At 47.3% G+C, this 25,424-nt stretch carries 27 protein-coding genes; 12 read left to right on the forward strand and 15 right to left on the reverse strand.

Annotated elements, in window-relative coordinates; translation table 11 throughout:
• Positions 1–9 precede the first annotated feature (9 nt).
• The 7 genes from gss to oxyR all read right to left on the reverse strand — a co-directional run bounded on the left by gss (position 10) and on the right by oxyR (position 6,897).
• Positions 10–1,905 carry a bifunctional glutathionylspermidine amidase/synthase gene (gene gss / locus DK430_RS11500; protein WP_109079202.1) on the reverse strand — a complete coding sequence of 632 codons (1,896 nt, stop codon included), beginning with the start codon at positions 1,903–1,905 and terminating at the stop codon, positions 10–12.
• A 143-nt stretch (positions 1,906–2,048) separates the two neighbouring features.
• Positions 2,049–2,624: a YcxB family protein gene (locus DK430_RS11505; protein WP_109079203.1), complete on the reverse strand. Its 576-nt coding sequence runs from the start codon at positions 2,622–2,624 to the stop codon at positions 2,049–2,051.
• Positions 2,625–2,636: 12 nt separating this feature from the next.
• Positions 2,637–3,686, reverse strand: a complete 1,050-nt coding sequence (gene waaF, locus DK430_RS11510; RefSeq protein WP_109079204.1) for a lipopolysaccharide heptosyltransferase II — start codon at positions 3,684–3,686, stop codon at positions 2,637–2,639.
• A 166-nt stretch (positions 3,687–3,852) separates the two neighbouring features.
• A complete protein-coding gene (rfaD, locus tag DK430_RS11515) occupies positions 3,853–4,776 on the reverse strand; it encodes an ADP-glyceromanno-heptose 6-epimerase (protein WP_109079205.1) in 924 nt (307 codons plus the stop codon).
• 96 nt (positions 4,777–4,872) lie between these two features.
• Entirely contained in the window at positions 4,873–5,373 is a 501-nt protein-coding gene (locus tag DK430_RS11520; protein ID WP_162616846.1) for a protein disulfide oxidoreductase, read from the reverse strand.
• On the reverse strand, positions 5,369–5,989 hold the full coding sequence (gene fabR, locus DK430_RS11525; protein ID WP_109079207.1) for an HTH-type transcriptional repressor FabR: 621 nt from the start codon (positions 5,987–5,989) through the stop codon (positions 5,369–5,371). The genes DK430_RS11520 and fabR overlap by 5 nt, the downstream gene beginning before the upstream one ends.
• A gap of 11 nt (positions 5,990–6,000) precedes the next feature.
• Positions 6,001–6,897 carry a DNA-binding transcriptional regulator OxyR gene (gene oxyR / locus DK430_RS11530; protein ID WP_109079208.1) on the reverse strand — a complete coding sequence of 299 codons (897 nt, stop codon included), beginning with the start codon at positions 6,895–6,897 and terminating at the stop codon, positions 6,001–6,003.
• Positions 6,898–7,052: 155 nt separating this feature from the next.
• Here oxyR and pgdx point away from each other — a divergent pair, with 155 nt between their 5' ends.
• Positions 7,053–7,781: a hybrid peroxiredoxin PGdx gene (pgdx, locus tag DK430_RS11535; protein WP_109079209.1), complete on the forward strand. Its 729-nt coding sequence runs from the start codon at positions 7,053–7,055 to the stop codon at positions 7,779–7,781.
• 67 nt (positions 7,782–7,848) lie between these two features.
• On the opposite strand, the gene DK430_RS11540 is transcribed toward pgdx, so the two are convergent.
• Positions 7,849–8,070 (reverse strand): SlyX family protein, encoded by a 222-nt coding sequence (locus DK430_RS11540; protein ID WP_109079210.1) that lies wholly within the window; start codon positions 8,068–8,070, stop codon positions 7,849–7,851.
• A gap of 88 nt (positions 8,071–8,158) precedes the next feature.
• Between DK430_RS11540 and DK430_RS11545 the strand changes: the two genes are divergently transcribed.
• From DK430_RS11545 to DK430_RS11565, 5 genes are all read left to right on the forward strand, one after another.
• Complete coding sequence (locus DK430_RS11545) at positions 8,159–8,884, forward strand: FKBP-type peptidyl-prolyl cis-trans isomerase (protein WP_109079211.1); 726 nt, start codon at positions 8,159–8,161, stop codon at positions 8,882–8,884.
• 86 nt (positions 8,885–8,970) lie between these two features.
• Positions 8,971–9,639, forward strand: a complete 669-nt coding sequence (locus DK430_RS11550; RefSeq protein WP_109079212.1) for a helix-turn-helix transcriptional regulator — start codon at positions 8,971–8,973, stop codon at positions 9,637–9,639.
• Positions 9,640–9,641: 2 nt separating this feature from the next.
• Entirely contained in the window at positions 9,642–10,019 is a 378-nt protein-coding gene (gene tusD / locus DK430_RS11555) for a sulfurtransferase complex subunit TusD (RefSeq protein WP_109079213.1), read from the forward strand.
• The gene (gene tusC / locus DK430_RS11560; protein ID WP_109079214.1) at positions 10,016–10,378 is read left to right on the forward strand and encodes a sulfurtransferase complex subunit TusC; all 363 of its coding nucleotides are present in this window, start codon (positions 10,016–10,018) and stop codon (positions 10,376–10,378) included. The genes tusD and tusC overlap by 4 nt, the downstream gene beginning before the upstream one ends.
• A gap of 2 nt (positions 10,379–10,380) precedes the next feature.
• Complete coding sequence (locus tag DK430_RS11565) at positions 10,381–10,668, forward strand: DsrH/TusB family sulfur relay protein (RefSeq protein ID WP_109079236.1); 288 nt, start codon at positions 10,381–10,383, stop codon at positions 10,666–10,668.
• A gap of 8 nt (positions 10,669–10,676) precedes the next feature.
• Here the strand turns inward: DK430_RS11565 and DK430_RS11570 are convergent, their stop codons facing one another.
• The 5 genes from DK430_RS11570 to DK430_RS11590 form a co-directional block, all read right to left on the reverse strand.
• On the reverse strand, positions 10,677–11,444 hold the full coding sequence (locus tag DK430_RS11570) for an amino acid ABC transporter ATP-binding protein (protein WP_109079215.1): 768 nt from the start codon (positions 11,442–11,444) through the stop codon (positions 10,677–10,679).
• 9 nt (positions 11,445–11,453) lie between these two features.
• On the reverse strand, positions 11,454–12,176 hold the full coding sequence (locus tag DK430_RS11575; RefSeq protein ID WP_109079216.1) for an amino acid ABC transporter permease: 723 nt from the start codon (positions 12,174–12,176) through the stop codon (positions 11,454–11,456).
• Positions 12,160–12,939 carry an amino acid ABC transporter substrate-binding protein gene (locus DK430_RS11580; protein WP_109079217.1) on the reverse strand — a complete coding sequence of 260 codons (780 nt, stop codon included), beginning with the start codon at positions 12,937–12,939 and terminating at the stop codon, positions 12,160–12,162. Before DK430_RS11580 ends, DK430_RS11575 begins: the two co-directional genes overlap by 17 nt.
• Positions 12,940–13,071: 132 nt before the next feature.
• The gene (locus DK430_RS11585; protein WP_109079218.1) at positions 13,072–14,367 is read right to left on the reverse strand and encodes an NAD(P)/FAD-dependent oxidoreductase; all 1,296 of its coding nucleotides are present in this window, start codon (positions 14,365–14,367) and stop codon (positions 13,072–13,074) included.
• A gap of 159 nt (positions 14,368–14,526) precedes the next feature.
• The gene (locus DK430_RS11590; protein WP_109079219.1) at positions 14,527–14,922 is read right to left on the reverse strand and encodes a pyrimidine dimer DNA glycosylase/endonuclease V; all 396 of its coding nucleotides are present in this window, start codon (positions 14,920–14,922) and stop codon (positions 14,527–14,529) included.
• Between the two features lie 161 nt (positions 14,923–15,083).
• Here DK430_RS11590 and DK430_RS11595 point away from each other — a divergent pair, with 161 nt between their 5' ends.
• A complete protein-coding gene (locus tag DK430_RS11595) occupies positions 15,084–16,190 on the forward strand; it encodes an ABC transporter substrate-binding protein (RefSeq protein ID WP_109079220.1) in 1,107 nt (368 codons plus the stop codon).
• 68 nt (positions 16,191–16,258) lie between these two features.
• Here DK430_RS11595 and DK430_RS11600 read toward each other — a convergent pair whose 3' ends face one another.
• Positions 16,259–17,623, reverse strand: a complete 1,365-nt coding sequence (locus tag DK430_RS11600; RefSeq protein WP_109079221.1) for a patatin-like phospholipase family protein — start codon at positions 17,621–17,623, stop codon at positions 16,259–16,261.
• A 268-nt stretch (positions 17,624–17,891) separates the two neighbouring features.
• Here DK430_RS11600 and DK430_RS11605 point away from each other — a divergent pair, with 268 nt between their 5' ends.
• The 3 genes from DK430_RS11605 (at position 17,892) to DK430_RS11615 (ending at position 22,347) form a co-directional block, all read left to right on the forward strand.
• Positions 17,892–18,473 (forward strand): flavin reductase family protein, encoded by a 582-nt coding sequence (locus DK430_RS11605; protein WP_109079222.1) that lies wholly within the window; start codon positions 17,892–17,894, stop codon positions 18,471–18,473.
• A 415-nt stretch (positions 18,474–18,888) separates the two neighbouring features.
• Positions 18,889–19,752, forward strand: a complete 864-nt coding sequence (gene ubiA, locus DK430_RS11610) for a 4-hydroxybenzoate octaprenyltransferase (RefSeq protein WP_109079223.1) — start codon at positions 18,889–18,891, stop codon at positions 19,750–19,752.
• 150 nt (positions 19,753–19,902) lie between these two features.
• A complete protein-coding gene (locus DK430_RS11615; protein ID WP_109079224.1) occupies positions 19,903–22,347 on the forward strand; it encodes a TonB-dependent hemoglobin/transferrin/lactoferrin family receptor in 2,445 nt (814 codons plus the stop codon).
• An 84-nt stretch (positions 22,348–22,431) separates the two neighbouring features.
• On the opposite strand, the gene aphA is transcribed toward DK430_RS11615, so the two are convergent.
• Complete coding sequence (gene aphA, locus DK430_RS11620; RefSeq protein ID WP_109079225.1) at positions 22,432–23,139, reverse strand: acid phosphatase AphA; 708 nt, start codon at positions 23,137–23,139, stop codon at positions 22,432–22,434.
• A gap of 216 nt (positions 23,140–23,355) precedes the next feature.
• On the opposite strand from aphA, the gene hslV reads away from it, so the two are divergent.
• Together hslV and hslU are read left to right on the forward strand one after the other, a co-directional pair.
• A complete protein-coding gene (gene hslV, locus DK430_RS11625; protein ID WP_109079226.1) occupies positions 23,356–23,883 on the forward strand; it encodes an ATP-dependent protease subunit HslV in 528 nt (175 codons plus the stop codon).
• Positions 23,884–24,059: 176 nt separating this feature from the next.
• Positions 24,060–25,391 (forward strand): ATP-dependent protease ATPase subunit HslU, encoded by a 1,332-nt coding sequence (hslU, locus tag DK430_RS11630; protein ID WP_109079227.1) that lies wholly within the window; start codon positions 24,060–24,062, stop codon positions 25,389–25,391.
• Positions 25,392–25,424 lie beyond the last annotated feature (33 nt).

A 25,424-nucleotide genomic window follows, 5' to 3' on the forward strand; every position in this document is an offset into this window, starting at 1 on the left:
CGTTTATACTTATTTGGCTTTTTGCATAAAGGCTTTATCGCTCAATATACGCAACGGCTGCATATCGCTGTCACCCACAATCACGCGGGTCGGATCGGAGCGTAAACAGCTGCCGGCGTAATGTCCGCCCACGGTGAAGGTGCACACCTGCACATACTGATCTTCCACTTTCGGCAAACACCAGAGTTGCTGGTAAATGTTTTCTTGTTTATCAAAACGCCCGTTGGTGCTGTCCAACACCGTTTTGCATTCGCCAATCAGTTTCACGTTATCGCCGCGCCGACCGGCAATGGGTTTTTGCGCGTAGCCGTTAGCGATTAATTCAGGCGTCAGTTCAAACCCGGCCTCCAACAAATAGCGGTGATTCGGGAACAATGACCACAACACCGGCAAAATGGCTTTATTGCTCGGAATTGCCGTCCATAACGGTTCATACACCAATACTTCCGGGCGTAACAGCACGTCAATCAAGCGCACTTTATCTTCCGCATAACCGGTGCGGATCGGCGGGGCGACCTCGCGCCCTGTGGCATCTTCCCGCAATTGTTCCAGCACGGTTTCCCACGCCCAGGTTTTCCACACGCTTTGTACCCGTTGATTTTCATCGTCCAACAATTGCCCACGGGTGTCCCAATGCAAGCCCTCCGTGCCGTGGATGATTTTGGTGTTGAAGCCTGCTTGCGTCAGCGCATCGCGCATAAAGAGGGCGTGATATTCTTCCTCCGCATCATGATCCTGCATAATATGCACCAGCGGCGTGGCGTGGCTGTGTTTCCAAGTGTCCGCCAAGGCGTTGCGCAAGCCCTCGCTTGGGTCATGCCCTGCGGTTAAGCCTGCTTGTGCCGCCCAGCGCGGTAGAATCGCCCCCGCTTCGGCATGGCAGGAGGCGGAGTCGGCGTTGTATTCATACACTTTCAAACCGCGCTCATCCAGACAAAAATCCATTCTGCCGGTGATAGTTTGATAACGGCGATTTTGCCAAGATAAACGCAGACGCGGCCAAAGCAGTTTAGGAATGTTGAAATATTGCAATAACTTATCGTCTTTCAGCACTTTGTCGGTAGCGTGCAAATACATCAAATGCAACTCGTTGGTGGCGCGAATTAATTCATGCTGTGCGCTTTCCGACAGCGTGAAATAGCGATATTGGTCGCCGTGATTCACTCTATGCCCCTGCATTGCCTTCACATAAGCCGCTTCCAACGGTTTTTCCTCATTAAGCCAATTTGCCGCGAATTGCCCTTGGTTTTCGACGCGTTCCGCATGAATGGCGAGTTTCGCCGCTTCCGGCATCGGTTGCGGCAGGCTGAATTCCTCGTTGTCCGTTTGAATCATCCAACCGAGAATTTCCGTGTCATCAAAGGTATCCTGCAAGCGATAACCTTCCGCCGTAACCGTCATCGGCAGCTCGCGCGTCCATTGCTGACCGCTCGGCAGGCGGGAATGAATCACATTTTGTTCGGCGATACGCACTCTGTCCGTCAGCACCTCGGTGATAATCGCCACATGCCCGGTGTGTTTAAACTCCCCGCCTTCCTGCCAAATCAGCAATGCACCGCATGCCGGCGCACGCTTGCCGCCATTGGCAAAGGCTTGTAACGGCAACAACGCGTCGTTCACCACTTGACGCAAGAAGCGCAACGAAAAGATTTCGTACGCCATGCCCACATCGGTGAACACCATGCCGTAATTAAGGTAAAGATAGCGCCGCGCGAACTCCACACACTGCCATTTGTAGCCCATGTATTCGCCGCCGAGGTAGCTACGAAAAGCGGCATCATCAGGGAATTCCTGCGCATCCGCCGTGTTGTAATCTGAAGAATAAATGGCAACGCCGCCGGGCGCATAACCCAACAGGCTGCCGAAAGGATCATGTGTTGTGATATTAGGTGAGCGATCCGGCATAACAACTCCGAAATGGTAAATCAGGGCGATAGTATAGATCTTTTAACCCATTGCCCCCAAAGAGTTTGATCAGAAATTTAATGAAAAAAATGACCGCACTTTTGGCGTGTAATCAGGGGGAATAAGCAACGTCTACTTATGCCCTAAAGAACGGTTTGATGCGTTTTTACTTTTTCTTGTAAAGCGGTTTCAAATACCAATCGTTGACTCTCGTCGCTGAAAGCCGAATGAGGAATGAGTAAAAAGAAGCCGGTATTAATTCTTATTGTTAAATAACCAAATTTATTTTCAATGTGGTGAATATAGTTGTAATTATACAAAGTGCGGCAAGTCTCTATTTCCACATATAACCCATCTTCTTGAATTCGTATAGTTTTCTTTTCTTTCTCAATTCCGCTATATACCTGACTTCGAAAAGCAAGGTTATATAAATAATGTCGTATTAAAACAGCATATAGAAATGCGAAGACTGAGATGGCAAGCAATATATGTCCTGCATAGTAGGCTAAGATATTTTCATAATAACTATAAAATTCCTCTTCCCAGTTCATCATTTCATAAGCAATGTAAATGCTTGGGATGAGAAAAAATAAATACAACAAAAAATCGCCTGCATGTATCATTTTGCTGAATTTATTTTGTTTATAAGCATTGCGGCTAAGTGCTCGGGAGGCTTTAGAATAATTTTTATCTAATGCAGGTTGAAATGTGATTTCCATTTATTCTCCGAGTTATTTATGTTTCTTCAAAAGTGCGGTCAGTTTTTCCATCACTTTTTCAGGAATAATATCGATCAAACTCTGATGATACCCCTCCGCGCTGTCGGTACTTTTGCGCACTTTAATCAAATCGCCTTCAATTAAACGAATGATTTCGGCGTTGTCCGATAACGGCGGGGTGTAGTGCGGGCTGGTCGGACCGTATAACGCCACCAACGGACGATCCGTGGCGGCGGCGATGTGCATTAAGCCGCTGTCATTGCTGACCACAGCGGTGCAGTTGGCGATTAAATCCACCGCCTGATTCAGGTTGGTTTGCCCCGCCAAATTCAAACAGAAAGGTTGCAATTCGGCAGGTAAGGCGTTACGAATTTGCTCACCGGCGTCCACATCTTTCGGCGAACCGAACAGTTCCACCGCGTAACCCTGTTCAATGAGCATCCGCGCCAATTCGGCATAATGATAATGCGGCCAACGCTTCGCCGGACCGAATTCCGCGCCGGGGCAGAAACCGATAATCGGACGCCCGCCTAAAAGTGCGGTCTGTTTTTCAAATGTTTTTAAGGTTTCTGCCTGTTGCGTCGGCTCGACGGTCAAATAAGGTTTGAGCACCGGAATGTCGGTGGCTTGCGGCACGGCATCTTGTTCAAACGCCAACGCCACATAACGCTGCACCATCATCGGGTAATCCCGTTTGTTGCGGCGTAAATCGTTGAGCAGAAAATAGCGGCTTTCCCCTTTCCAGCCGCGACGCACGGCGATTTTCGCAAACAGCGGAATCAACGCCGATTTCAACGAATTCGGCAACACAATCGCCATATCATATTGATTACGCAATGCTTTGCCCAAACGGTAGCGCTCGCACAAGGCGAATTTGCCGTGCCCAAGCGGCATTTCAATGGCGTTGCGCACCTCCGGCATACGCGCCAACAAGGGCTTACACCAATTGGGCGCCATCACGTCGATTTGGCAATTCGGATATTGGCGTTTGAGTTGTTGATACAAACTGTGCGACATCATCATATCGCCGACCCAAGACGGGCCGATAATCAGGATATTCATGTTTAGCCTTGTGGTGGTAAAAGTGCGGTTAAAAAACACGATGAATTTTATTCATAAGTGCATTCGTTCGCTTATTCACCCTAAAGGGCCGTTGGCAAAGCCAGCGTTGAAAAAGCGTTGCTTTTTTTACCGCACTTTATTGTGGTTTTGAATACGGGAGAGGAGATTATTTATTCAACCACGCCATATATTCCGCCACGCCTTGCGCCACGGTTTTGAACGGTTTGTCGTAGCCGGTGGCGCGCAGTTTGGTTAAGTCCGCTTGGGTGTATTCTTGGTAGCGGGATTTTAAGTGTTCCGGGAACAGGATGGTTTCCACTTCGCCTTTGTTGTGGAATTTGATTACGGCTTTTGCCACTTCGGCGAAGGATTCGGCGTTGCCGGTGCCGCAGTTGAAGATGCCGGAGATGTTATGTTGCCAACACCAAATGTTCACGGCGGCGACGTCGCCCACATACACGAAATCGCGGCGGAAGTGTTCGCTGCCGGCAAATAATTTCGGGTTTTCGCCTTTCAGGATTTGGTTGTTTAAGTGGAACGCCACGCTTGCCATGGAACCTTTGTGACCTTCACGCGGGCCGTACACGTTGAAGTAACGGAAACCGCACACCGGCGATTGCGCTTCCGGCAGGATGGCGCGCACATATTGGTCGAATAGGAATTTGGAATAGCCGTACACGTTCAATGGACCTTCAAATTCGCGTTCTTCGCGGAATTCGGTTTTGTCGCCGTAGGTGGCGGCGCTGGAGGCATAGAGGAACGGGATTTGGCGATCTAAGCAATAATGCAGCAACTCTTTGGAATATTCGTAGTTGTTGTGCATGATGTATTTGCCGTCCCATTCAGTGGTGGCGGAGCATGCGCCTTCGTGGAACACGGCGTCGATGTCGCCTAAGTCGTCGCCGGCGATAATGGAGGCGATGAAATCTTCTTTGTCGCAATAATCGGCGATGTCCAAATCCACTAGATTGATGAATTTTGTGCCGTCTTTTAAGTTATCCACCACTAAAATATCTTTACGACCCATGTCGTTTAATGCTTTGACGATGTTGCTGCCGATAAAGCCCGCGCCGCCTGTTACGATAATCATAGTTCTGTCCTTTTGCTAGATGTGAAAGTTGTTGTCATTGTAATAGATTTGCCCGTCGAGGTAAAAGCATGGCGAGTTTTAAAGAGGTTTTTCAAGTTATAAAAACGTCGCCAAAAACAACCGCACTTTTAAGCCCCAATAGCTTGTCCAGCCGGTGGTTGCCAAGTCCATTTTACCCTGATGCAAAATGATGATGGTCGGCGTGACGCCTACATCCCATCGATTCGCCAATTCGCCTTGCGGATCGTTGACCGTGGTAAACCCGTATTGATGTTCCGTCAGATAATTCGTCACCTCCTGCGTGGAGCCGGAGCGCAACGCCACGGAAACCACGGGATAGCCATCCTTTGCCAAGTCGTTAATTGCCGGCGAGGTGTAACGGCAATAACTGCACCATGTGCCCCAAAAATAGAGAATGGTTGGCTTGTCTTGCGCCAGTTGCGGCAGAAAAAACGGATTGCCCTGCAAATCATATAATGCCGTGGCGTTGATGTTATCCGGCACGGTCGGTTTGCGAATAAAATCCAAAATGCTACTCATCACCAGTAAGGTGAGCAGCAACGAAACGGTGTTTTTGAATAATTTGGAGAAGTTAATGGTTTTCACGGCGATCTCTGGCTTCATGTTTTGTACCTTTTGCCAGCATTCTGAGCTGTAAAATCAAGCGCTCTTTTAACTGTTCCCGCTCCGCTTTGCTCATGTCCAAGGCGTTGGCTCCGGCGGTGAATACGATTGTCACCATGCCTTCCGCCTGCACATAGGCAATGTATTGGGAATAGTGGTTTTTGTGGGCGATGTATTCCGACAGTTCGTCGATAAAATGCTTAATTTCGCGGGCGGCGGCGGTGCGGAAGGCGTGCGATGTGCCGGAGCTTTCGCGCAATAACAGGCGAAATACGTTCGGGCTGTTGTTGATAAATTCGAAGAAGGTTTCCACCGAAATCACGATCACGCTGCCGCCGTTGGCAATGCGTTTCCGTGCCTGACGCATGAGTTGGCGCAGAATTAAGCCCGCTTCGTCCACCATGGTGAGGCCGAGCTCGTCCATGTCGCGAAAATGCCGATAGAACGAGGTCGGCGCAATGCCGGCTTCGCGGGACACTTCCCGTAAACTTAAATTGGAAAAACTTTTTTCTGCCGTAAGTTGATTAAAAGCCGCATCAATTAAAGCGCGACGGGTTTTTTCTTTTTGTTGCGCGCGAATACCGACCATGGGTTGCTCCCTTAAGATAAGATAGATTTAACCGATTGACTCACTGCGTTTGCCACACGTTCATAACGGGCGCGTAACGGTGAACCGGGGCGATAAACCAAAGTGATATTGCGGGACGGCTCCGGATCGTGGCAAGGCAGGTATTTCACGCCGCCGCGATTACCTTCGCTGAGCACGGCAAGTTGCGGCATTAAGGTCACGCCCGCATTCGCGGCGACCATGTTGCGCAGCGTTTCCAAGCTGGTTGCCTGAAAATGTGAATTTTCCCGCGCACCGGCGGTGAAGCAATAGCCTAATGCCTGATTACGCAAGCAATGCCCGTCGTCCAACATCAGCATTTCACAGTCTTTCAACAGCGACATCGGGACGGATTCTTTAGTTGACCAAGGATGGTGATCGGCGATGGCAAGTAGCATTTTTTCGTTGAACAGTTGGACTTCAATAAAGGCTTCCGTTTCCGGCACGGATGCGACAATGGCGCAATCCAATCGACCGGTTTCCAGTTGTTCCAATAATTGATGGGTTTGCGCTTCATAAAGGAACAGTTCCAGTTCCGGGAAACTTTCTTTTAAGGTCGACACGATATGCGGCATTAAATAAGGTCCCACCGTCGGGATCACGCCTACATGCAGCGGGCCGGTCATTTCTTTGCCTTGGTTGCTCGCCATTTCTTTGAGTAATTTCACTTCGCGCAACACGGTTTTTGCTTGATCCACCAATAACAAACCCGATTGGGTGAATAATACTTTACGGCTGGTACGTTCCAATAAAATAATGCCGAGTTCGTCTTCCAGTTTACGAATTTGTCCGCTTAGGGTCGGTTGGCTCACATGGCAGGAGTCCGCCGCACGGCGAAAGTGCTTGTGTTCGGCAAGGGCGACAAGGTATTCTAAATCACGAATATTCATAGGTCCTCATTATAGAAAGTAGCAATTAAAAAAATAGAATTAATTGATTGTGACTATATCATAATTTTACCTATAATTCATCGTCCTTTAGAGATTGCTTAGGTTTTGAGCGACAGTCTCTAATCCGTTCCACATTATTAACAGGAGAAAAATCTATGTCCAATATGGAAGGTAAAAAAGTTCCTCAGGTGACATTCCGCACTCGCCAAGGCGACAAATGGGTTGATGTTACTACATCCGAATTATTTGATAACAAAACCGTTATCGTTTTCTCTCTACCGGGCGCATTCACCCCGACTTGTTCTTCTTCCCACTTACCACGTTATAACGAATTAGCACCGGTATTCAAAAAATACGGCGTTGACGACATTCTTGTGGTTTCCGTGAACGATACTTTCGTCATGAACGCATGGAAAGAAGATGAAAAATCCGAAAACATCACTTTCGTGCCGGACGGTAACGGCGAATTCACCGAAGGCATGGGCATGTTGGTCGGTAAAGAAGATTTAGGTTTCGGCAAACGTTCATGGCGTTATTCTATGCTCGTGAAAAACGGCGTAGTAGAAAAAATGTTCATCGAACCAAACGAACCGGGCGACCCGTTCAAAGTGTCCGATGCCGACACCATGTTGAAATACCTTGCACCACAACACCAAGTTCAAGAGTCCATCTCTATCTTCACTAAACCGGGCTGTCCGTTCTGTGCAAAAGCAAAACAAATGTTACATGAAAAAGGCTTGAGCTTTGAAGAAATCGTATTAGGCCACGATGCTACTATCGTGAGTGTACGTGCGGTTTCCGGTCGTGCGACCGTGCCACAAGTCTTCATCGGTGGTAAACACATCGGCGGTAGCGACGATTTAGAAGCGTACTTCGCGAAATAATCAACGCAAACCCAATAAAAAAGGACGTCATTTCGGCGTCCTTTTTGTTTTGCGTATTTTGGTTTACTCAATAATGCGGCGGCGGGGTTTCTTCCGCCTGACTGGCAATGTTGGAAGGCTGCATGTCTTTCATTTTATTCACCACATAACGCAATTGCAGCTGCATTTTATCCAAGAGAAATTGTTGCTCGACCAACGCCTGATTCAATTCCTCAATCAGCGCCTCCTGAAAGGTCGCTTTCATCTCCAATTCGGCGATCCGTTGCTCTAAATTTTGTTGCATGGACATAATAATTCCCAAATAAATGTTGTGAATTTGTTGAATCCGTTTTACCCTATTCAACGCATTTTTCACTTATTATAAAGGATCGAACACAATGTTAAAAATGAAGAAAGTTTCAGCGCTGGCACTCGTTTTAAGTGCGGTCGTTTCTCACAACGTTTTTGCGGAAAGTAAAGCCGATGCAAAATTCAACGACGATTCCTCCTATGCGGTAGGGGTGTTATTCGGCTCCGATTTACAAGGCTTAATTAGCGCACAAAAAGGCGTGATCGACTACAACAATGCGAAAGTCATCGCCGGGATTTCCGACGTCTTAAACGGCAAAGTGAAATTGGAAGGCAATAAAGAAATCGCCACTGCCTTACAAGGCATTGATGCCAAATTAAAAGCGGAAAATGAAAGACGCGTCGCTGAAGTGACGAAAAAAGCGGAAGAAGAAGGCAAAAAATTCTCCGATGAGTTTGCTAAGAAAAGCGGCGTGAAGAAAACCGCGTCCGGCTTGTTATACCACGTGGAAAAAGAAGGTTCCGGCGATGCCATTAAAGCCACCGACGTGGTGAAAGTTCACTATACCGGTAAATTGCCGGACGGCACTGTTTTTGACAGCTCACGCGATCGCGGCACACCAGCCGAATTTCCGCTAAATAAAGTGATTAAAGGCTGGACCGAAGGTCTGCAATTAGTCAAAAAAGGCGGTAAAATCGAGTTGGTTATTCCGGCGGATTTAGCCTACGGTGAAGACGGCGCGGGCGATAAAATCCCACCGCACTCCACACTTTACTTCGACGTTGAAGTGTTGGACGTGACCCCGGCGAAATAAGCGAAAAAACGACCGCACTTTTTAGGCGACCGGCTTAAAGTGCGGTCATTTATTTCAACAAATAACAACAATAAACACGTTCTTTCATGTTAACGGATAAACGACCTTTTACCAACGAAGATCGCACCATTTTGAATTCTTATATTGCCGTGGTTGACGGCGTGAGTGCGCTTATCGGACAACATTGCGAAATCGTTCTGCATTCTTTCGAGGATTTGGAACATTCCGCCATTTACATCGCCAACGGACACAACACCAACCGCCAAGTGGGTTCGCCCATGACGGATTTCGCGTTGCGCTCATTACACAACATGAAATCGGAAAGCGTCAGCAAACCTTATTTTACCCGCGCGAAGAAAAACAGCGGTTTAATGAAATCGGTGACTATCGCCATTCGCAACAGCTCAAAACGCATTATCGGCTTGCTTTGTATCAACATCAATTTAGACGTGCCGGTGTCGCAATTTTTGCAAAATTTTATCCCGACGCCCGATCACAGCGAAACTTCTGCGGTGAATTTTGCCAGTTCGGTAGAAGAGCTGGTGGTGCAAACCGTGGAAAAAACCATTGAGGAAATCACCGCCGATCGCATGGTAGCGAACAATAACAAAAACCGTCAAATCGTGGTTTCCCTGTATGAAAAAGGCATTTTCGACATTAAAGACGCCATCAATTTAGTGGCGGAGCGCCTCGATATTTCGCGCCACACCGTCTATTTATACATCCGCCAAATCAAACAGGATCAGGACGAATAATCATGGATTACGTGTTGGTGGTTAAACAACCGGTTTACGGCAGCCAAGGCGCCTTTCTGGCGTATCAGCTGGCGTTAGAGTTAGCGAAAAAACACCGTATTCGCCAACTCTTTTTTTATCAGGATGGCGTCAGTAACGGCAACGCCTTGGTTTATCCCGCCAACGACGAATTCAATTTAGTTCAGGCTTGGCAGGCGTTTTCCCGCCAATTTAATGTGCCGCTCCATTTATGCGTTGCCGCCGCCCAACGACGTGGCGTGGTGGATACGGATTCTGCCGCCGATAAAAGTGCGGTTAACTTGGCGGACGTTTTTCAACTTGCCGGTTTGGGCGAGTTCAGCCAAGCATTGTTACAAGCGGATCGGGTGATCACCTTATGAGCAAACTCGCTTTTATTTTTCGTCACGCGCCTTATGGCACGGCAAATACGCGGGAAGGATTAGACGCGCTACTTGCCGCCACGGCATTTTGCGCGGAAGAAGACATTGCAGTGTTTTTTCTGGATGACGGCGTGCTGAATTTGCAGCCGCAACAACACGCGGAATCGACTTTACAAAAAGACACCGCCAGCGCCTTGAAATTACTGAATTTATACGAAATCGAGCAACGTTATGTGTGCGTCGATTCCCTACAACAATTTGGGCTTAAGCCGCAGGATTTGATGTTGACTTGCGAGACTTTACCGCGTGCGCGGTTACTATCAATCCTACAACAAAGTGAAAAAATTCTGACTTTCTAATGATGCTTTATACCTTTTCCCAATCTCAATATTCGCAAACGGAACTGGAACGTTATTTGTTGAACGCCGGCGCGCAGGATGCGGTGGTGTTATGGCAGGACGGCGTGTTGCTGGCGTTAAAACAGGCGGATTTGCTGGCGCGTTGCGAAGCGCCGTGTTTTGCCTTGGAAATGGATATTTCGGCGAGAAATTTAACCGCACTTTTGCCTGAAAACGCAAAAGTGCGGTTGATTTCTTTGGCGGATTTCGTGGCAATCAGCGAGCAATATTACCCGCAAATCGCCCTATAAGTGACGGGCTAGATTTCATATTCCACGCAAACGGGAATTTTCGCCTGCAAGAGGAATTGTTTGGTGCGCTCCTGTTGCGGGTTTTCGAAAAATTCACGGGCGTTGTTTTGTTCCACAATATTGCCGTCCGCCATTAAAATCACCCGATCCGCCACATCGCGGGCGAATTGCAATTCATGGGTGACGATAATCATCGTCCAGCCTTCCTGCGCCAGTAATTTCAACGTTTGTAGCACTTCGCCCACCAATTCCGGGTCGAGCGCGGAGGTCGGCTCGTCCAGCAGAATAATGTCCGGTTGCACCGCTAAGGCGCGCGCAATGCCCACCCGCTGCTGTTGACCGCCGGAAAGCTGCGACGGGTACAACGCCATTTTGTCTTTCAACCCCACTTTGGTAAGCAATTCCACGGCGCGTTGTTCCGCCTCCGCTTTGCTTTTCTTTTGTACCACCACCATGCCCTCCATCACGTTCTCAAGTGCAGTGCGATGGGGGAACAAATTGTATTGCTGGAACACCATGGAGGAGCGACGGCGCAGTTTCAGTTCGTCGGCTTTGCTGATTTTCTTGGCAAAATCCAAAGACAGGCTGCCGTCGGTAAACCGTAGCGTGCCTTGCTCCGCGCGTTCCAACAAATTCAAACAGCGCAAAAAAGTAGTTTTGCCTGAGCCGGACGGGCCGAGAATCGCCACCACTTCGCCTTTTTCGATATGAAAATCGATCCCTTTCAACACCGGATTGCCGTTAAATGTTTTATGAATATTTTTAACCTCTAACATACGGACTCCTTAGGCTTGCAGATGACGGGACAGACGTTTTTCCAAACGCCCTTGGGCGAATGACAAGACCAGACAAATGCACCAATAAATCAACGCCGCTTCGCTATAAATCATAATAAATTCATAGTTTTCCGCCGTAATATTTTGCGCCACGCGGAACATTTCGGTGACCAGCACCAAGGACGCCAGAGAGGTATCTTTCACGTTGCTGATAAAGGTGTTGGAGAGCGGCGGCACGGAGACACGCAAGGCTTGCGGCATGATGGTGCGGGTGAAAGTTTGGAAATAATTCATGCCGATAGAATAGGAGGCTTCCCATTGCCCTTTCGGAATGGATAAAATCGCCGCGCGAATGGTTTCCGAGGCGTAAGCGCCGATGTTAATGGAAAAGGCGATAATCGCCGTCGGGAACGGATCGAGCTTGATTCCCACTTCCGGCAAGCCGTAGAAAATAATGAAAATCTGCACCAACATCGGCGTGCCGCGAATGGTGGAAACATAAATGCGACAGAGTAGTTGCAACACACGCAAGCCGATGCCGCTTTTCGGCATGGTACGAATCACCGCCACGCCCAATGCAATCACCAAGCCGGCGAAAAAGGAGATTATCGCCAGCGGAATGGTTTTATCAATTGCCGCTTCTAACATAGGCCAAAAAGAGCTGATGACTTCATCAGCTCTTTCTGCGTTCATAAACGGAAGGGAGGCGAGAAAATTATTGAGTAATGTCATCGCCGAACCATTTTATTGAGATTTGTTTCAAAGTGCCGTCTTTTCTTAATTCGTCCAGCGCTTGGTTGATTTTTTCCACCAATGGCTCTTCCCCTTTCAATACCGCGAAACCGGAAGGCACTTTTTCGTCGCGTTTCACGGCGATTTTTAAGCCGGCATTCGGTTGTTTTTTGAAATAATCCAACACTGCAAGTTGGTCATTCACCGTAGTTTCGGCGCGATCTTGGGTGATTAATTTCAGCGCTTGCGCCAAGCCGTCCACCACGATCAATTCCGCGCCGTTGGCTTTGGCGATTTTGCCGTAGTTACTGGTTAACGATTGTGCCGCTTTTTTGCCTTTTAAATCTTCAAAGGTTTTAATGCTGTCGTCGCCTTCTTTGGTCACGATAACCGCGGTGGAGTAGTTATAAGGCGCGGTATAAAGGTACTTTTTCAAACGTTCCGGGCTTGGATTGGTTTGGTTGGCGATAAGGTCGAAGCGTTTTGCATTCAACCCGGCATACATGGAATCCCATTGGGTTTCGTTAAATTGAATTTTTAAGCCTAAACGTTGTGCCACCGCTTCGATCACTTCCACGTCAAAGCCGGTTAATTTGCCGCTGTCGTCATGGAAGGTGAACGGCGCGTAAGTGCCTTCGGTGCCCACTAATAAGGTTTTGGTTTTTTCTACGCGATCGGAAATTTCACCCGCCATGGCTTGTGTGGCGATGCCGAATGCCAAACCGGATAACAATAATGCTTTTGCGAAAACGGATTTTTTCATAAGTTGTTCCTCTATTTTGCGAATTTGTTCAATAAGACGAAAAGTGCGGTCAATTATTACAGTAAATTTTGCCTTAACCAAATAATCATTTTCTCTATCGTATAACAGAAAGATATAAAATAGTCTATAAAATCAACGATATTTGTCTAAAAAACGATAATAGTTCACGCCGATTTTTAACGCCAGATTCTTCACCAGCTTGCCGCCGAACACCGAAGGCACTTTTAACTTGCCGAAAATCGCCAGACGTTCGTCATTGCCCAAAATGGCTTCCGCCACAATGCGCCCTGCCAATCCGGTGAGCGCCACGCCGTGTCCGGAATAGCCTTGAGCAAAATAAAGATGCGGCGAAATACGTCCGAAGTGCGGGTTGGCATTGAGGGTCATGTCCACCGGTCCGCCCCAGCCGTAGTCGATTTTAACGTTTTCCAGCTGCGGAAAAACGTGCAGCATATTGCCGCGCATCACCTCAATCATGTCCTTTTCCGAACTGGAATCGCTGCCGAACAGCAAGCGGTTGTCGGCGCTTAAACGGTAATAATCCAGCAGATAATTGCTGTCACACACGGACATGCCGTTATTAATCACCGAATCGGCGGTGGCTTGATCGAGGGGCTCGGTGGCGATAATAAAACTTTCCACCGGCAAAATTTTGCGTGCAATGCCGTGATGAATGCTTTTCGGTAGCGCGTCGATATAAGCGTTGGTCGCTAACACCACGTCTTTGGCGACAACCGCACTTTGATCGGTAATGACTTCAATTTCCGTCGCCTTTTCACGCAAATCCACCACCGGCGATTGCTCATAAATGCGCACGCCCAGATCCAAACAGGCTTTCGCCAAACCGAGGCAATAATTTAGCGGGTGCAAATGTCCGGAATTACTGTCGTATAACGCGCCGCAATAAATTTTGCTGCCCAAATGTTGCTCCAGTTTTGCCTTGTCCCACAGCTGCATATTCTGATAGCCGAAAATCTCGTGGCTGGCTTTCTCAACGGCGATTAAATCCTCCATGCGACGTTCATTTAACGCCAACGTGGCATAGCCTTTTTTCCAGTCGCATTGAATGCCGTACTTATTAATGCGTTCGTCGATAATATCAATGGCCTCCAACGACATTTGCCACAGCTTACGGGCGGTTTCCAAGCCCACCTGCGCGATATATTCGTCAATACCGTCCTCAAAGCCGTTAATCGCCTGCCCGCCGCTACGCCCCGACGCGCCGAAGCCCACCCGCGCGCCTTCCAGCACGATCACGCTTTTGCCTTGCTCGGCAAGCTCCAACGCGGTGGATAAACCGAAAAAACCCGCCCCGACGACACACACATCGGCGGATTCTTTTTGGCTTAACGGCGGCAACTCAAAATGTTGGTTGCGGGTGGCGGAATAATAGGATTCGATATGTTCTTGATGTGAAAACGCTAGCATAAAAAAGGCCTGTAATGGAAAGTGGGTGCATATTACTACGCAAAGGGGAGATGTCAATATTTGCCGCGAAGGCCGGAAAAGTGCGGTAGGTTTTTCGAGTATTTTGGGAGGTGAAAAACGCGGTAGGTTTTAACCGCACTTTGAGGTGTTAAAGTGCGGTCATTTTTCCACATGAATTTTATGTGCCGTAAATCTCGCTTTTGCAGGCATGCGTTCACGAATGCGTTCGCGATTGAGCGCCAGCGCCGGTTCGGTGGGTTCGTAATCCAGCCATAAAGCGGGATCCGATGGTAAATCGTCGTTCCAAATGTATTGCACGTTAAAACCGCGCGCTTTGCATTCGGCGTGCAAGAGGTCGTAGCGTTTTTTCAGAAATGCCATTTTATTGAAGAAAAAGCGCACATGCCCTTCGCCTAATTTGTATTCCGTAGGTTGTCCTTTCAAGTGAAATTTGCCTTTGGCGACAGCGTTGGGAATGCGGGTAAGTTCGCGATGTTCGGCGAGTAAATGCTGATCGCACAATTCGGCGGGCGGCACAAGGTTGATTCGGGTCATTGTTTTTCCAGATTAAGCGGATAATGAGGCGACATACTAGAAGAAAGCCGACGCGGCGTCCAGCGTATTTTTCGCACTCCTCCGATTTGATAACGAATCTTATTTGAATAATATCCAACGGTTTTAATCAACCTTTTTATACTTAACATTAGGATATTGCTATGAAACAAACCGTTCTACGTCGCCTTTTAGTTGCCGCCTTATTGGCGTTCGGTATGCAGGCACAGGCTGAAGTAAAAACCATTAAAGATGTGCTGGGGCGTGAGGTGAAGGTGGACGTGCCGGTAAAAAACGCGGTGCTGGGCTTTTATTATCCCGATTATATTGCGGTTACCGGCGTAGAGAACTTCAAGCATATTGCGGGCATTTCCCGTGAATTCTGGGAGAAATTTAACCCGGGCAGTTGGGTGCTATTCAGTGAGAAAATGCCGGAGCTGAAGAACATTGCCGATGTGGGCAATGTGAATACAGGCACGTTTTCCACGGAAAAAACCTTAGCCTTAAAGCCTGATGTCTTAATTCTGGCGGAATGGCAATATCAAACCTTGGCGAGCGAATTGCCGCGGATCGAACAAGCGGGCGTGCCGATTGTGGTGGTGGATTTTAATGCGCAAACCGTTGAGCGCCACACTCAAAGCGCACGTATTTTCGGACAACTTGCAGGCACCGAAGCGCGTGCGGAGAAAATCGCCAAGGAGTACGCCGACGGTATCGCCGACATTCAAAAGCGCGTGAAAGCCGCCAATCAACCGAAACCGAAAATTTATATTGAATTCGGTAACAAAGGCCCGGGCGAATACAGCTTCACGTTCGGTAAAAATATGTGGGGCGCCATTGCCGACACCGTCGGCGGCGATAATGTCAGTGCGCCTTTCGTGGAAAATTGGGGGCCGATCAACGCGGAGCAATTGCTGACCGCCAAACCGGAGGTGGTGATTATTTCCGGCACGGAAATGGGACACGACACCAACGCGGAAATGATGTCCATGGGCATCGGTATTACGGAGGATGACGCGCAAAAACGTCTTAAAGGTTTCACTCAACGTCCCGGTTGGAACGAGCTTCCGGCAGTGAAAAATCATCGGGTGTACGGCATTTATCACACCGCGTCTCGCTCCATGGTGGATTTAGCCAGTGCGCAATTTATGGCGAAAACCCTGTATCCGCAGGCATTTGCCGATGTGGATCCGCAAAAGACTTTTATGGATTTCCACAAAAACTACTTGCCGATCACGCCGACGGGCACATTTTTCATTCATCTGAAATAAGTTAAAAAACGCGGTGAAAAACCACCGCACTTTTCATGCTCCCCTCTTTAGAAAAAAGAGGGGACGCATCATTGCAACGCCTCTAACGCCTGATGATATTCCTGCGATTGTTCCAGCAAAATCTTGGCGGCTTCGCGCAGTTTATCCACATCGGATTCCGGCAAATAGAAAGATGTGCCGATATTAAGCACTTCTTTTTTCAATCGGCCTTCCGGCAAATGGCGTAAACTCAAATTCACAAAATAAATCCGAATCTTCACGTCTTTTTTACGCTTGGCGTAAGCGTTCCATTGATCGGCAAATTTTTGCGAATATCGCACCGTCGATTCCGTGGCTTTATCAATGGGCACGCTAATCACCGTGTTCACCACCTCCCGTACACCCGGCACATCCGCCGAGGTATCAATTTGGCTGGTGCGCTCATTTTGCGCATTCACGTTCACCACCACAATGTTGCGCAGGTTGGATTTTTTCAGTTCCGCATACAATTTGCGCATGCTCAACAAATTGGACATATCCAATAAACTTGCCAAGCCCAGATTGTCCGTCAACCCGCCGTCCACCAAATGCAAATAGGTTTTATCAGAGTTATTTTGATAGCGCGCCAGACGTTTTTTCATCGCTTCAAAGTTGTTCAACAACAGGCGATTGCCGGGGAGCGCGGCAAGCCTGTCTTTTTTCGTGTCGATATGACAAGCGCCGCCATGATTATTCAGCGTAATGGGAGAAAAGATTAACGGCACGGCGCTGGACGCCGCCACCGCGCGGGCAATTTCAATATCGTTTAAATCCAGACAAAGCCAATCGAAGAAATCTTGCGTAAAAGACACTTTTTCGCCCGCCGTCATATCGGTGGCGCTGATGACGGCAAAGGGACCTTTACGTTGTTGGACGAGATCGGCAAATTTTTTCCCCTTATACAACGCAAGATTCAGCTGTTCCTGTAATAAATCGCTGCGCCCGAATTGCGGTGAAGTGAGTCGCGGCACATTGCCTACCGACAGCACCTCATTAATCACTTTTTTCTGAAAATCTTTTTTCAAAAAGGATTCCTTAAATTTCGGAATAACATCCTGCCCTTCCAAGGCGAAATACGCCGCCAACACCGAACCGCCCGACACACCGTACACCACATCAATGTTTTGCAACAAAGTGTCGCCTTTTTCCGTCGGGCGCACCGGCGTATGTTGGAACTGTTCCAACACCCCGTACCCCAAAGACGCCGCCCGCGATCCGCCGCCGGAAAAGGTCACAATCACCAGATTTTCTTTTTCCAACGCCTGTTGCATGGTGTTTTCCAAACGATAACCTGTTTGCGGATCGATTTGTTCAAGGGTTTTGGCAGGTTGATAAAGAACAGAATGACAGGCGGCAAGCAACAAAACACAGCCGCATAACAACGCAAATCTGAAAGGGAAATGGACGCGTTTCATGACAGTATCCTTTTGGTGAGCTTGGATAAAATTTATTCTACAACGCTTGTGTGAAAGGGAAAAGTGCGGCGGTTTTTCTCAGCATTTTTTATCCCATGCTAGCGCAGGCTTCACGGTATAACGCTGTAACCTGCCGATATAAAAGGCACAGGTTAGGATATGCGCGTTATCAGAGGGATAATTTTCATTTACTCAAAAACACCAATCTGGAATTACCGCCTAATCCCACCTATAATGCCTCCGATTCAATCAACTATCGAGGTAAAAAATGGCTTTACAACCCGTACCCCTAGAAAAATTCTACCTCCTGCTCAACCACGGCCCCACCGTGATGGTGTCCGCCAAACACGACGGCGTGGAAAACGTCATGTCTGCCGCATGGTCTTGCGTGCTGGATTTTTATCCCAATCCCAAAGTTACCATCGTTTTGGACAAAGCCGCCTACACACGCGGACTGGTCGAAGGCAGCGGCTATTTTGCCCTGCAAGTGCCGTTTGCAAGTCAGGCACAAACCGTCATCGCGATGGGGCAAAGCCGCAAGGACAATCCGAACAAACTCGCCGACAACGGCATAGAACTGTTTTACCAAAGCGACGCGGATATTCCGCTGGTCAAAGGCTGCTCTGCCTATATTTTGTGCAAACTCATCCCCGAGCCGCACAACCAGCAAAACCACGATCTGTTTATCGGTCAAGTTATCGCTGCCTATGCCGACGACCGCGTGTTCCGCAATGGGCATTGGGAATTTGACGAAGTGGGCGACGAGTTGAAAAACCTGCACTATGTCGCAGGCGGGCAGTTTTATATTACGGGCAAAGGCATCAATGTCAAAAGCGATATGCCGTTCTAATTGAGTCACTCACGTGGTTAAGTTATAAGTGCGGTCGAATTTTGTATTGAATTTTGACCGCACTTTGCTTTGCTCCATAACAGTTTGATAGTCAACCAAATAAGTTAAATATTGAGTTCACAGGGATTAAAGTAGTTGACCCGGGTTTAATGCGTTCCTCGTTTTCATAACGAATATAGTCATGTATTGCCCATCCGAAACTCGTCACATGGTCGCTCACTTTACTTTAAGCTTCGTGGGGCTAAAGGATGGGCATTAAAAACCGTGTTCTCAGGAACTTTATTATATCAGATTTAATCTTTTGCTAATTAATCAGCCGGATTTTAGACAACGACAAATAACTTGTTAGAAAAATGTTACCCTCAATGGCGATTTACCGTAAAATGGGTACATTTATTTCGCCTTGAATAGATTTATGTTTTCCAAAGAAAAGTTAATTGCTTATGCTCAGCTCATGCGTTTAGACCGTCCCATCGGCACATTATTGTTATTGTGGCCGACGTTGTGGGCGTTGTTTTTATCGGTCAAGGGCATGCCGCAATTTTCCATTTTGCTGATTTTTGTGTTGGGCGTGATTTTCATGCGTGCCGCCGGGTGTGTAATTAACGACTACGCCGATCGACACATTGACGGGCAGGTGAAACGCACGGCGAATCGTCCGCTGGCAACAGGGCGTGCCACGGCGCGGGAAGCCAAAACGTTGTTTATTCTGCTACTTGCCTGTTCGCTGATGTTGGTATTGTTCCTCAATTACTACGCCATTGCGTTGTCTTTCATCGGCGCGTTGCTGACGTTGATTTATCCTTTCATGAAGCGCTACACCCATTTGCCGCAGTTGTTTTTGGGCATGGCGTTCGGTTGGTCGATTCCCATGGCATACGGCGCATCCATCGAGCAACTGCCGCCGGAGTGCTGGATTTTATTCGTCGCCAACCTTGCGTGGACAGTCGCCTACGACACGCAATATGCCATGGTGGATCGTGATGATGATTTGCGTATCGGGGTGAAGTCCACCGCCATTTTATTTGCGCAATATGACAATAAAATCATCACTATTCTGCAACTCATTACTCTCGGTTTGCTTTATTGGCTCGGTAAACTCAATCATTTCCATCTGAGTTATTTCCTTATGCTCGGCGTGGCGACCTTATTTTTTGTGTATCAATGTCGTTTAATCAAACACCGCAAAAGAGAAGATTGTTTCAAAGCTTTTTTAAACAACAATTATTTTGGCATGATGGTGTTTATTGCGGTGTTGTGCGGCATATTCGTTCACTAATTGTTCCATTCGAAATAAGCGATAACTTCTTACACGGTAAGAATTTGCACTAGATCACAAAAATACAAATTATTCTCAAACGCATCTATTTTTTGTATTGCTTCTTTTTTATAATCTCCGCGCAGTTTTTTAACTTCAAGGAAGCAAAATATGAAAAATAATAAACTCTTGGTAACAGCCTACAGCCTATTGCCGATAACGATTGGTTTGTCAACGGCGAATGTGGCGTTGGCGGAAGAGGAATTAAAGGAAATCACCGTCGAGGAAACCGCCATTCAGCCCGGTGCAGCCCAATCTCAAACCGTTCGTAAAACCCACAAAGCCATTCAACAAGAAATGATCCGAGATACCCGCGACTTAGTACGTTATACCACGGACGTGGGGGTTGCAGATAATGGCCGTCGGCTAAAAGGTTTTTCTATGCGTGGTGTGGAAGGAAATCGTGTCGGAATCAGCATTGATGGCGTTTCCTTACCTGATTTTGAAGAGAATTCACTTTATGCCCGTTATGGGAATTTTAACAATTCCAGATTAAGTATTGATTCAGAGTTGGTTAGAAGCATTGACATTGTAAAAGGTTCCGATTCGGTGAATATGGGGAGTGGCTACTTAGGCGGCGGTGTTAATTACCGTACCATGAACGTGGAAGATTTGGTCTTCCCGGGGAACTCCGCGGGCGGATTGGTTAGAAGCGGCTATGCCAGTAAAAACAGAGAATGGGTTAATACAGCAGGTGTTGGTGCGACAAATGAACATTTTGATGTTGTGTTAATGTATTCCCAGCGTCGAGGACATGAATTCAAAAGTGCCGGTGGAAATATTACCCCTTGGGGAAGAAGTTCTTTGGACACAGAAAAAGACATTGCCAGACGTGCAGAAATTGGTTCTGCGCGTATTCATCCGGACCCGTCCAAGCATCGAAATCATAGCTATTTAGCCAAATTAACTTGGAAGATTAATCCGCAACATAAACTGGGTATTTCCATTAATGGTCAACGTGGAAAACGTTACACATGGGAACACTCTTATGATATGGATACCAGTTGGCGTGAAGCGGATGATTATGAAAGACGCTTTAACGGCAACCTTTTCTATGAATGGAAAGTAGAAAATAATCCTGTGATTGGTTTACTCCGTGCAGATTTGGATTATCAAAAAATTGAAAATGGCGCGATAAACTATAAAGGAGATTATGACAATATCGGTTCATGGCGTGATCCTGATTATATAAAAGGCACATTATTTAATGTGGATAATCGTAATATGAAAACAGAATATAAACGGGCGACATTAAGGATTGACTCTCAGCCGTTTACTTTTATTGGCGGTGAGCATTTATTGTCCTTCAGAACCTATATTGCGCAACGTGATTTTAAAAATATCAACGATGACAAGGTATTAAATAAAGATGGTTCTGTGAGTAGCGGACGTATTTATACCATTCAACGTCCGGTAAAAACGAAACAATATGGTTTTAGTTTGAAAAATGATACGTTTTGGAATGAGGTATTCTCGTCATTTATTGGCGTACGTTACGATCATGAAAAATTAAAACCTCAGGCTTATGACGGTGGTGTTCCTTGCACAGCAGCTTGTTTACGCGCGGAAGAGCGAAATCAACCTAAAGACACTACTTTCGTGAATTGGAATGGATTCATCGGACTTGACGCACAGATTAATCCAACCTGGAAAGTAGGCTATCAATTAGGCACAGGCTATCGTGTGCCGACCGCAACGGAAATCTTTTTCACTTATGATAACCCTGCCGGTAACTGGAAAGCGAATCCTGACTTGAAAGCGGAGCGTAGTATCAGCCACACCTTATATGCACAGGCTAAACATGATTTAGGTATGTTGGATGCGAATGTGTATTACACCAAATATCGGAATTTCTTATTTGAACAAGAAACGACGGACATGTATTACAACCCACTGTGTCCGGATTATCAAAATGGTATCTATTGTCATCAATGGAGCCCTGCCCCGTTCCAACAAATGGTAAATCTGGATAGAGCACGTGTGTATGGCTTGGAAATAAAAGGTAGCCTGAACTTAAATGAAGTCACTCCATTGCCTGAAGGATTCAAGTTATCGGGCGGCATCGGTTATGCTAAAGGTAAACTATCAAATGATGACAGTTTATTGTCTATTCAGCCATTGAAACTGATCTTTGGTCTTGATTATGAAGAACCGAATGAAAAATGGGGTATTTTCTCCCGTTTAACTTACCATAGAGGGAAAAAAGGTAGTGATGCAAAAATTACTGAAAGAGACAGTGTTTGTGCGGAGCGTAACTGGTACACAGATCTTTGCGAACGTTGGGATGATGTGGTTACTCACCGAGAATATCGTTGGTTAAACAAATCCTACTGGGTCTTTGATTTATTCGGATATTATCGTCCGACAAAAAATGTCACGTTAAGAGCCGGCGTGTATAATCTCTTTGATAAGAAATATCACACTTGGGATAGCTTACGCGGTATTAACTATCGCAGTACGATCAACACTGTGGATTATCGTTATGGCAACCAAGGTCTTGAACGCTTCTACGCCCCGGGTCGCAACTATTCCGCCTCCATCGAAATTCGCTTCTAACCGAAGCTGAAATTCATCGTAAAAAGAGACCGCACTTTGAGATTGGCTTTCAAAGTGCGGTCGGTTTTTTAGGTGTTTTTAAAACTAGTAACTTGAATTAATCAACACTTCTTCGCCGTAGCCGCCGAGGGTTGGCATCGGTTGGTAAGTGGAATTGGCGGCGCGCATCAGGCGGATGCCTCGAATGCCTGCTTCTTTGGCGGCGAGAATATCATCGTCGCTGTCGCCGTAGTGAATGCTGACTTTGTGTTCGATAATGCCCGGAGTCTTGTTGTATTTGGTGGTGCGATCACGTCCGCCCATGAATTCTACGGGGTGCATATCTTTAATATTAAACGCTTTTTGTAAAACCGGGGTCACACCGTCTTTATCCCCGGCGGTACGCCCGGTGATGAAGTAAATTTGGTCGCCGCGTGCTTGGTGCATATTGATTAAATCCGTCGCAATTTGTTTCGGAATGGAATATTGATCGCAGCCTGCGTTCACTTCGTTCCAGAAATCCTGATTTTTCAGATAATCCTGTTTGCCCGGTGAATATTTTTGTTGTCCGTGATAAAAGCATGGGCTACTGAATAGTACGGTGTCGTCAATGTCAAAGCTCACGTTAATCGGCGCTTTGCCGTCCAATTCTTTTTTCAGTTGCTCAACGGAAATCCAGTGAATCGGTTGTTCTACCAGCATTTCACGGGCGTTAGTGCCTTGGTGGGTGTAAGGTTCGCTTTTTGCTGCCATTGCCGGAATCGTGGCGGCGGTTAACATGGCGATGAGGGATAATTTAACGAGGTTTTTCATGATAACTCCTGAGATTGTTGTAAGGTTACGGCGGTATCCTACCCTGTCTGCTTTCGAGTGCAATTTCGGGCAATCGTTTGCTATGTAAAACTCTGATCGCGGTCACATTTTCCATGAGTAATCGGCGGAAAAATAATCAATGATCTTTTCTCTCTTGAATTCTTTGAATTCACCACAATATATCCCACATATTTTCTAAGCAAAAAGGACAGCATTATGACAACGATTGTAAGCGTACGTCGCAACGGCAAAGTGGTTGTGGGCGGCGACGGACAGGTTTCTTTGGGGAACACGGTAATGAAAGGCAATGCGCGTAAAGTGCGTCGTTTGTATAACGGCAAAGTGCTGGCGGGATTTGCCGGCGGCACGGCGGATGCTTTCACCTTATTTGAATTATTTGAGCGTAAATTGGAAATGCACCAAGGGCATTTGCTGAAAAGTGCGGTGGAATTGGCGAAAGATTGGCGCACCGACCGCGCATTACGTAAATTAGAGGCTATGCTAATTGTGGCGGATGAGAAAGAAAGCCTGATTATTACCGGTATCGGCGATGTGGTGCAGCCGGAGGAAGATCAAATTCTTGCCATCGGTTCCGGCGGCAATTACGCCCTATCCGCCGCCCGCGCGTTGGTGGAAAACACCGATTTATCGGCGCGTGAAATCGTGGAAAAATCACTGAAAATCGCCGGTGATATTTGTGTATTCACCAATACCAATTTTACTATTGAAGAATTACCGAATTAAGTAAATGGAACGCTTGCCTTCCCCTGCTTGCGGGGGAAGGTGCCCGAAGGGCGGAAGGGGGCAAATTCCCCCCCTCAGCCTTCGGCAGCTCCCCCCGTAAACGGAGGGAGCCAAGAATAATCGAAATGATAATGGTAAGACAAAATAAATTACATCGACTCATAAAGGAATAAATTATGTCTGAAATGACACCTAGAGAAATCGTATCGGAATTAGATCAACACATTATCGGGCAAAGCGAAGCGAAACGTGCGGTCGCCATTGCCTTACGAAATCGCTGGCGCAGAATGCAGTTGCAGGAGCCGATGCGCCATGAAGTGACCCCGAAAAACATTTTAATGATCGGTCCGACCGGTGTGGGGAAAACTGAAATCGCCCGTCGTTTGGCAAAGTTAGCCAATGCGCCGTTTATTAAAGTGGAAGCTACCAAATTCACCGAAGTGGGTTATGTGGGGAAAGAAGTGGATTCCATCATCCGCGATTTAACGGACAGCGCCATGAAATTGGTCCGTCAAACGGAAATCGAAAAAAATCGCGTTAAAGCGGAAGAAGCGGCGGAAGAGCGGATTTTAGACGTGTTGTTACCGCCGGCAAAAAACCAATGGGGTGAAGTGGAAAACCGCGACGCCAATAACAGCACCCGTCAATCTTTCCGCAAAAAACTACGTGAAGGGCAATTAGACGATAACGAAATCGAAATTGATGTTGCGGGTGTGCCGATGGGCGTGGAGATTATGGCACCTCCGGGCATGGAAGATATGACAAGCCAGTTGCAGTCCATGTTCCAGAATCTGTCCAGCGGACAAACCAAAAAGCGCAAAATGAAAATTAAGGACGCGTTGAAAACCTTAATTGACGATGAGGCGGCGAAATTGGTGAACCCGGAAGAATTGAAACAAAAAGCCATTGATGCGGTGGAACAAAATGGCATCGTGTTCATCGACGAAATCGACAAAATCTGTAAGAAAGGCGAATACGGCGGCGCCGATGTGTCCCGCGAAGGCGTACAACGCGATTTGCTGCCGTTGGTGGAAGGTTCAACCGTGAACACCAAGCACGGCATGGTGAAAACCGATCACATTCTGTTTATCGCTTCCGGTGCGTTCCAAGTGGCACGTCCGTCCGATTTGATCCCGGAATTACAAGGGCGTTTGCCGATTCGTGTGGAGCTTTCCGCCCTCACCGCCGGGGATTTCGAGCGTATTTTGACCGAGCCGAACGCCTCTTTGACCGAGCAATATAAAGCCTTGATGGCAACGGAAGGCGTGAATATCGAGTTTACCCAAGACGCCATTAAGAAAATCGCCGAAGCGGCGTTCCGTGTGAACGAAAAAACCGAAAATATCGGTGCCCGCCGTTTGCATACGGTGATGGAACGCTTGATGGATAAAATTTCCTTCAACGCCAGCGAAATGGACGGGCAAACCGTCAGTATCGATGCGGCGTATGTGGGCGAAGCCTTGGGCGATGTTATCGAAAACGAAGATTTAAGTCGCTTTATTCTTTAATCTTCTCTTTTGATTTTAGGCATGATAGTTGTA

Source organism: Aggregatibacter kilianii, from assembly GCF_003129965.1.
Lineage (GTDB): Bacteria > Pseudomonadota > Gammaproteobacteria > Enterobacterales > Pasteurellaceae > Aggregatibacter > Aggregatibacter kilianii_A.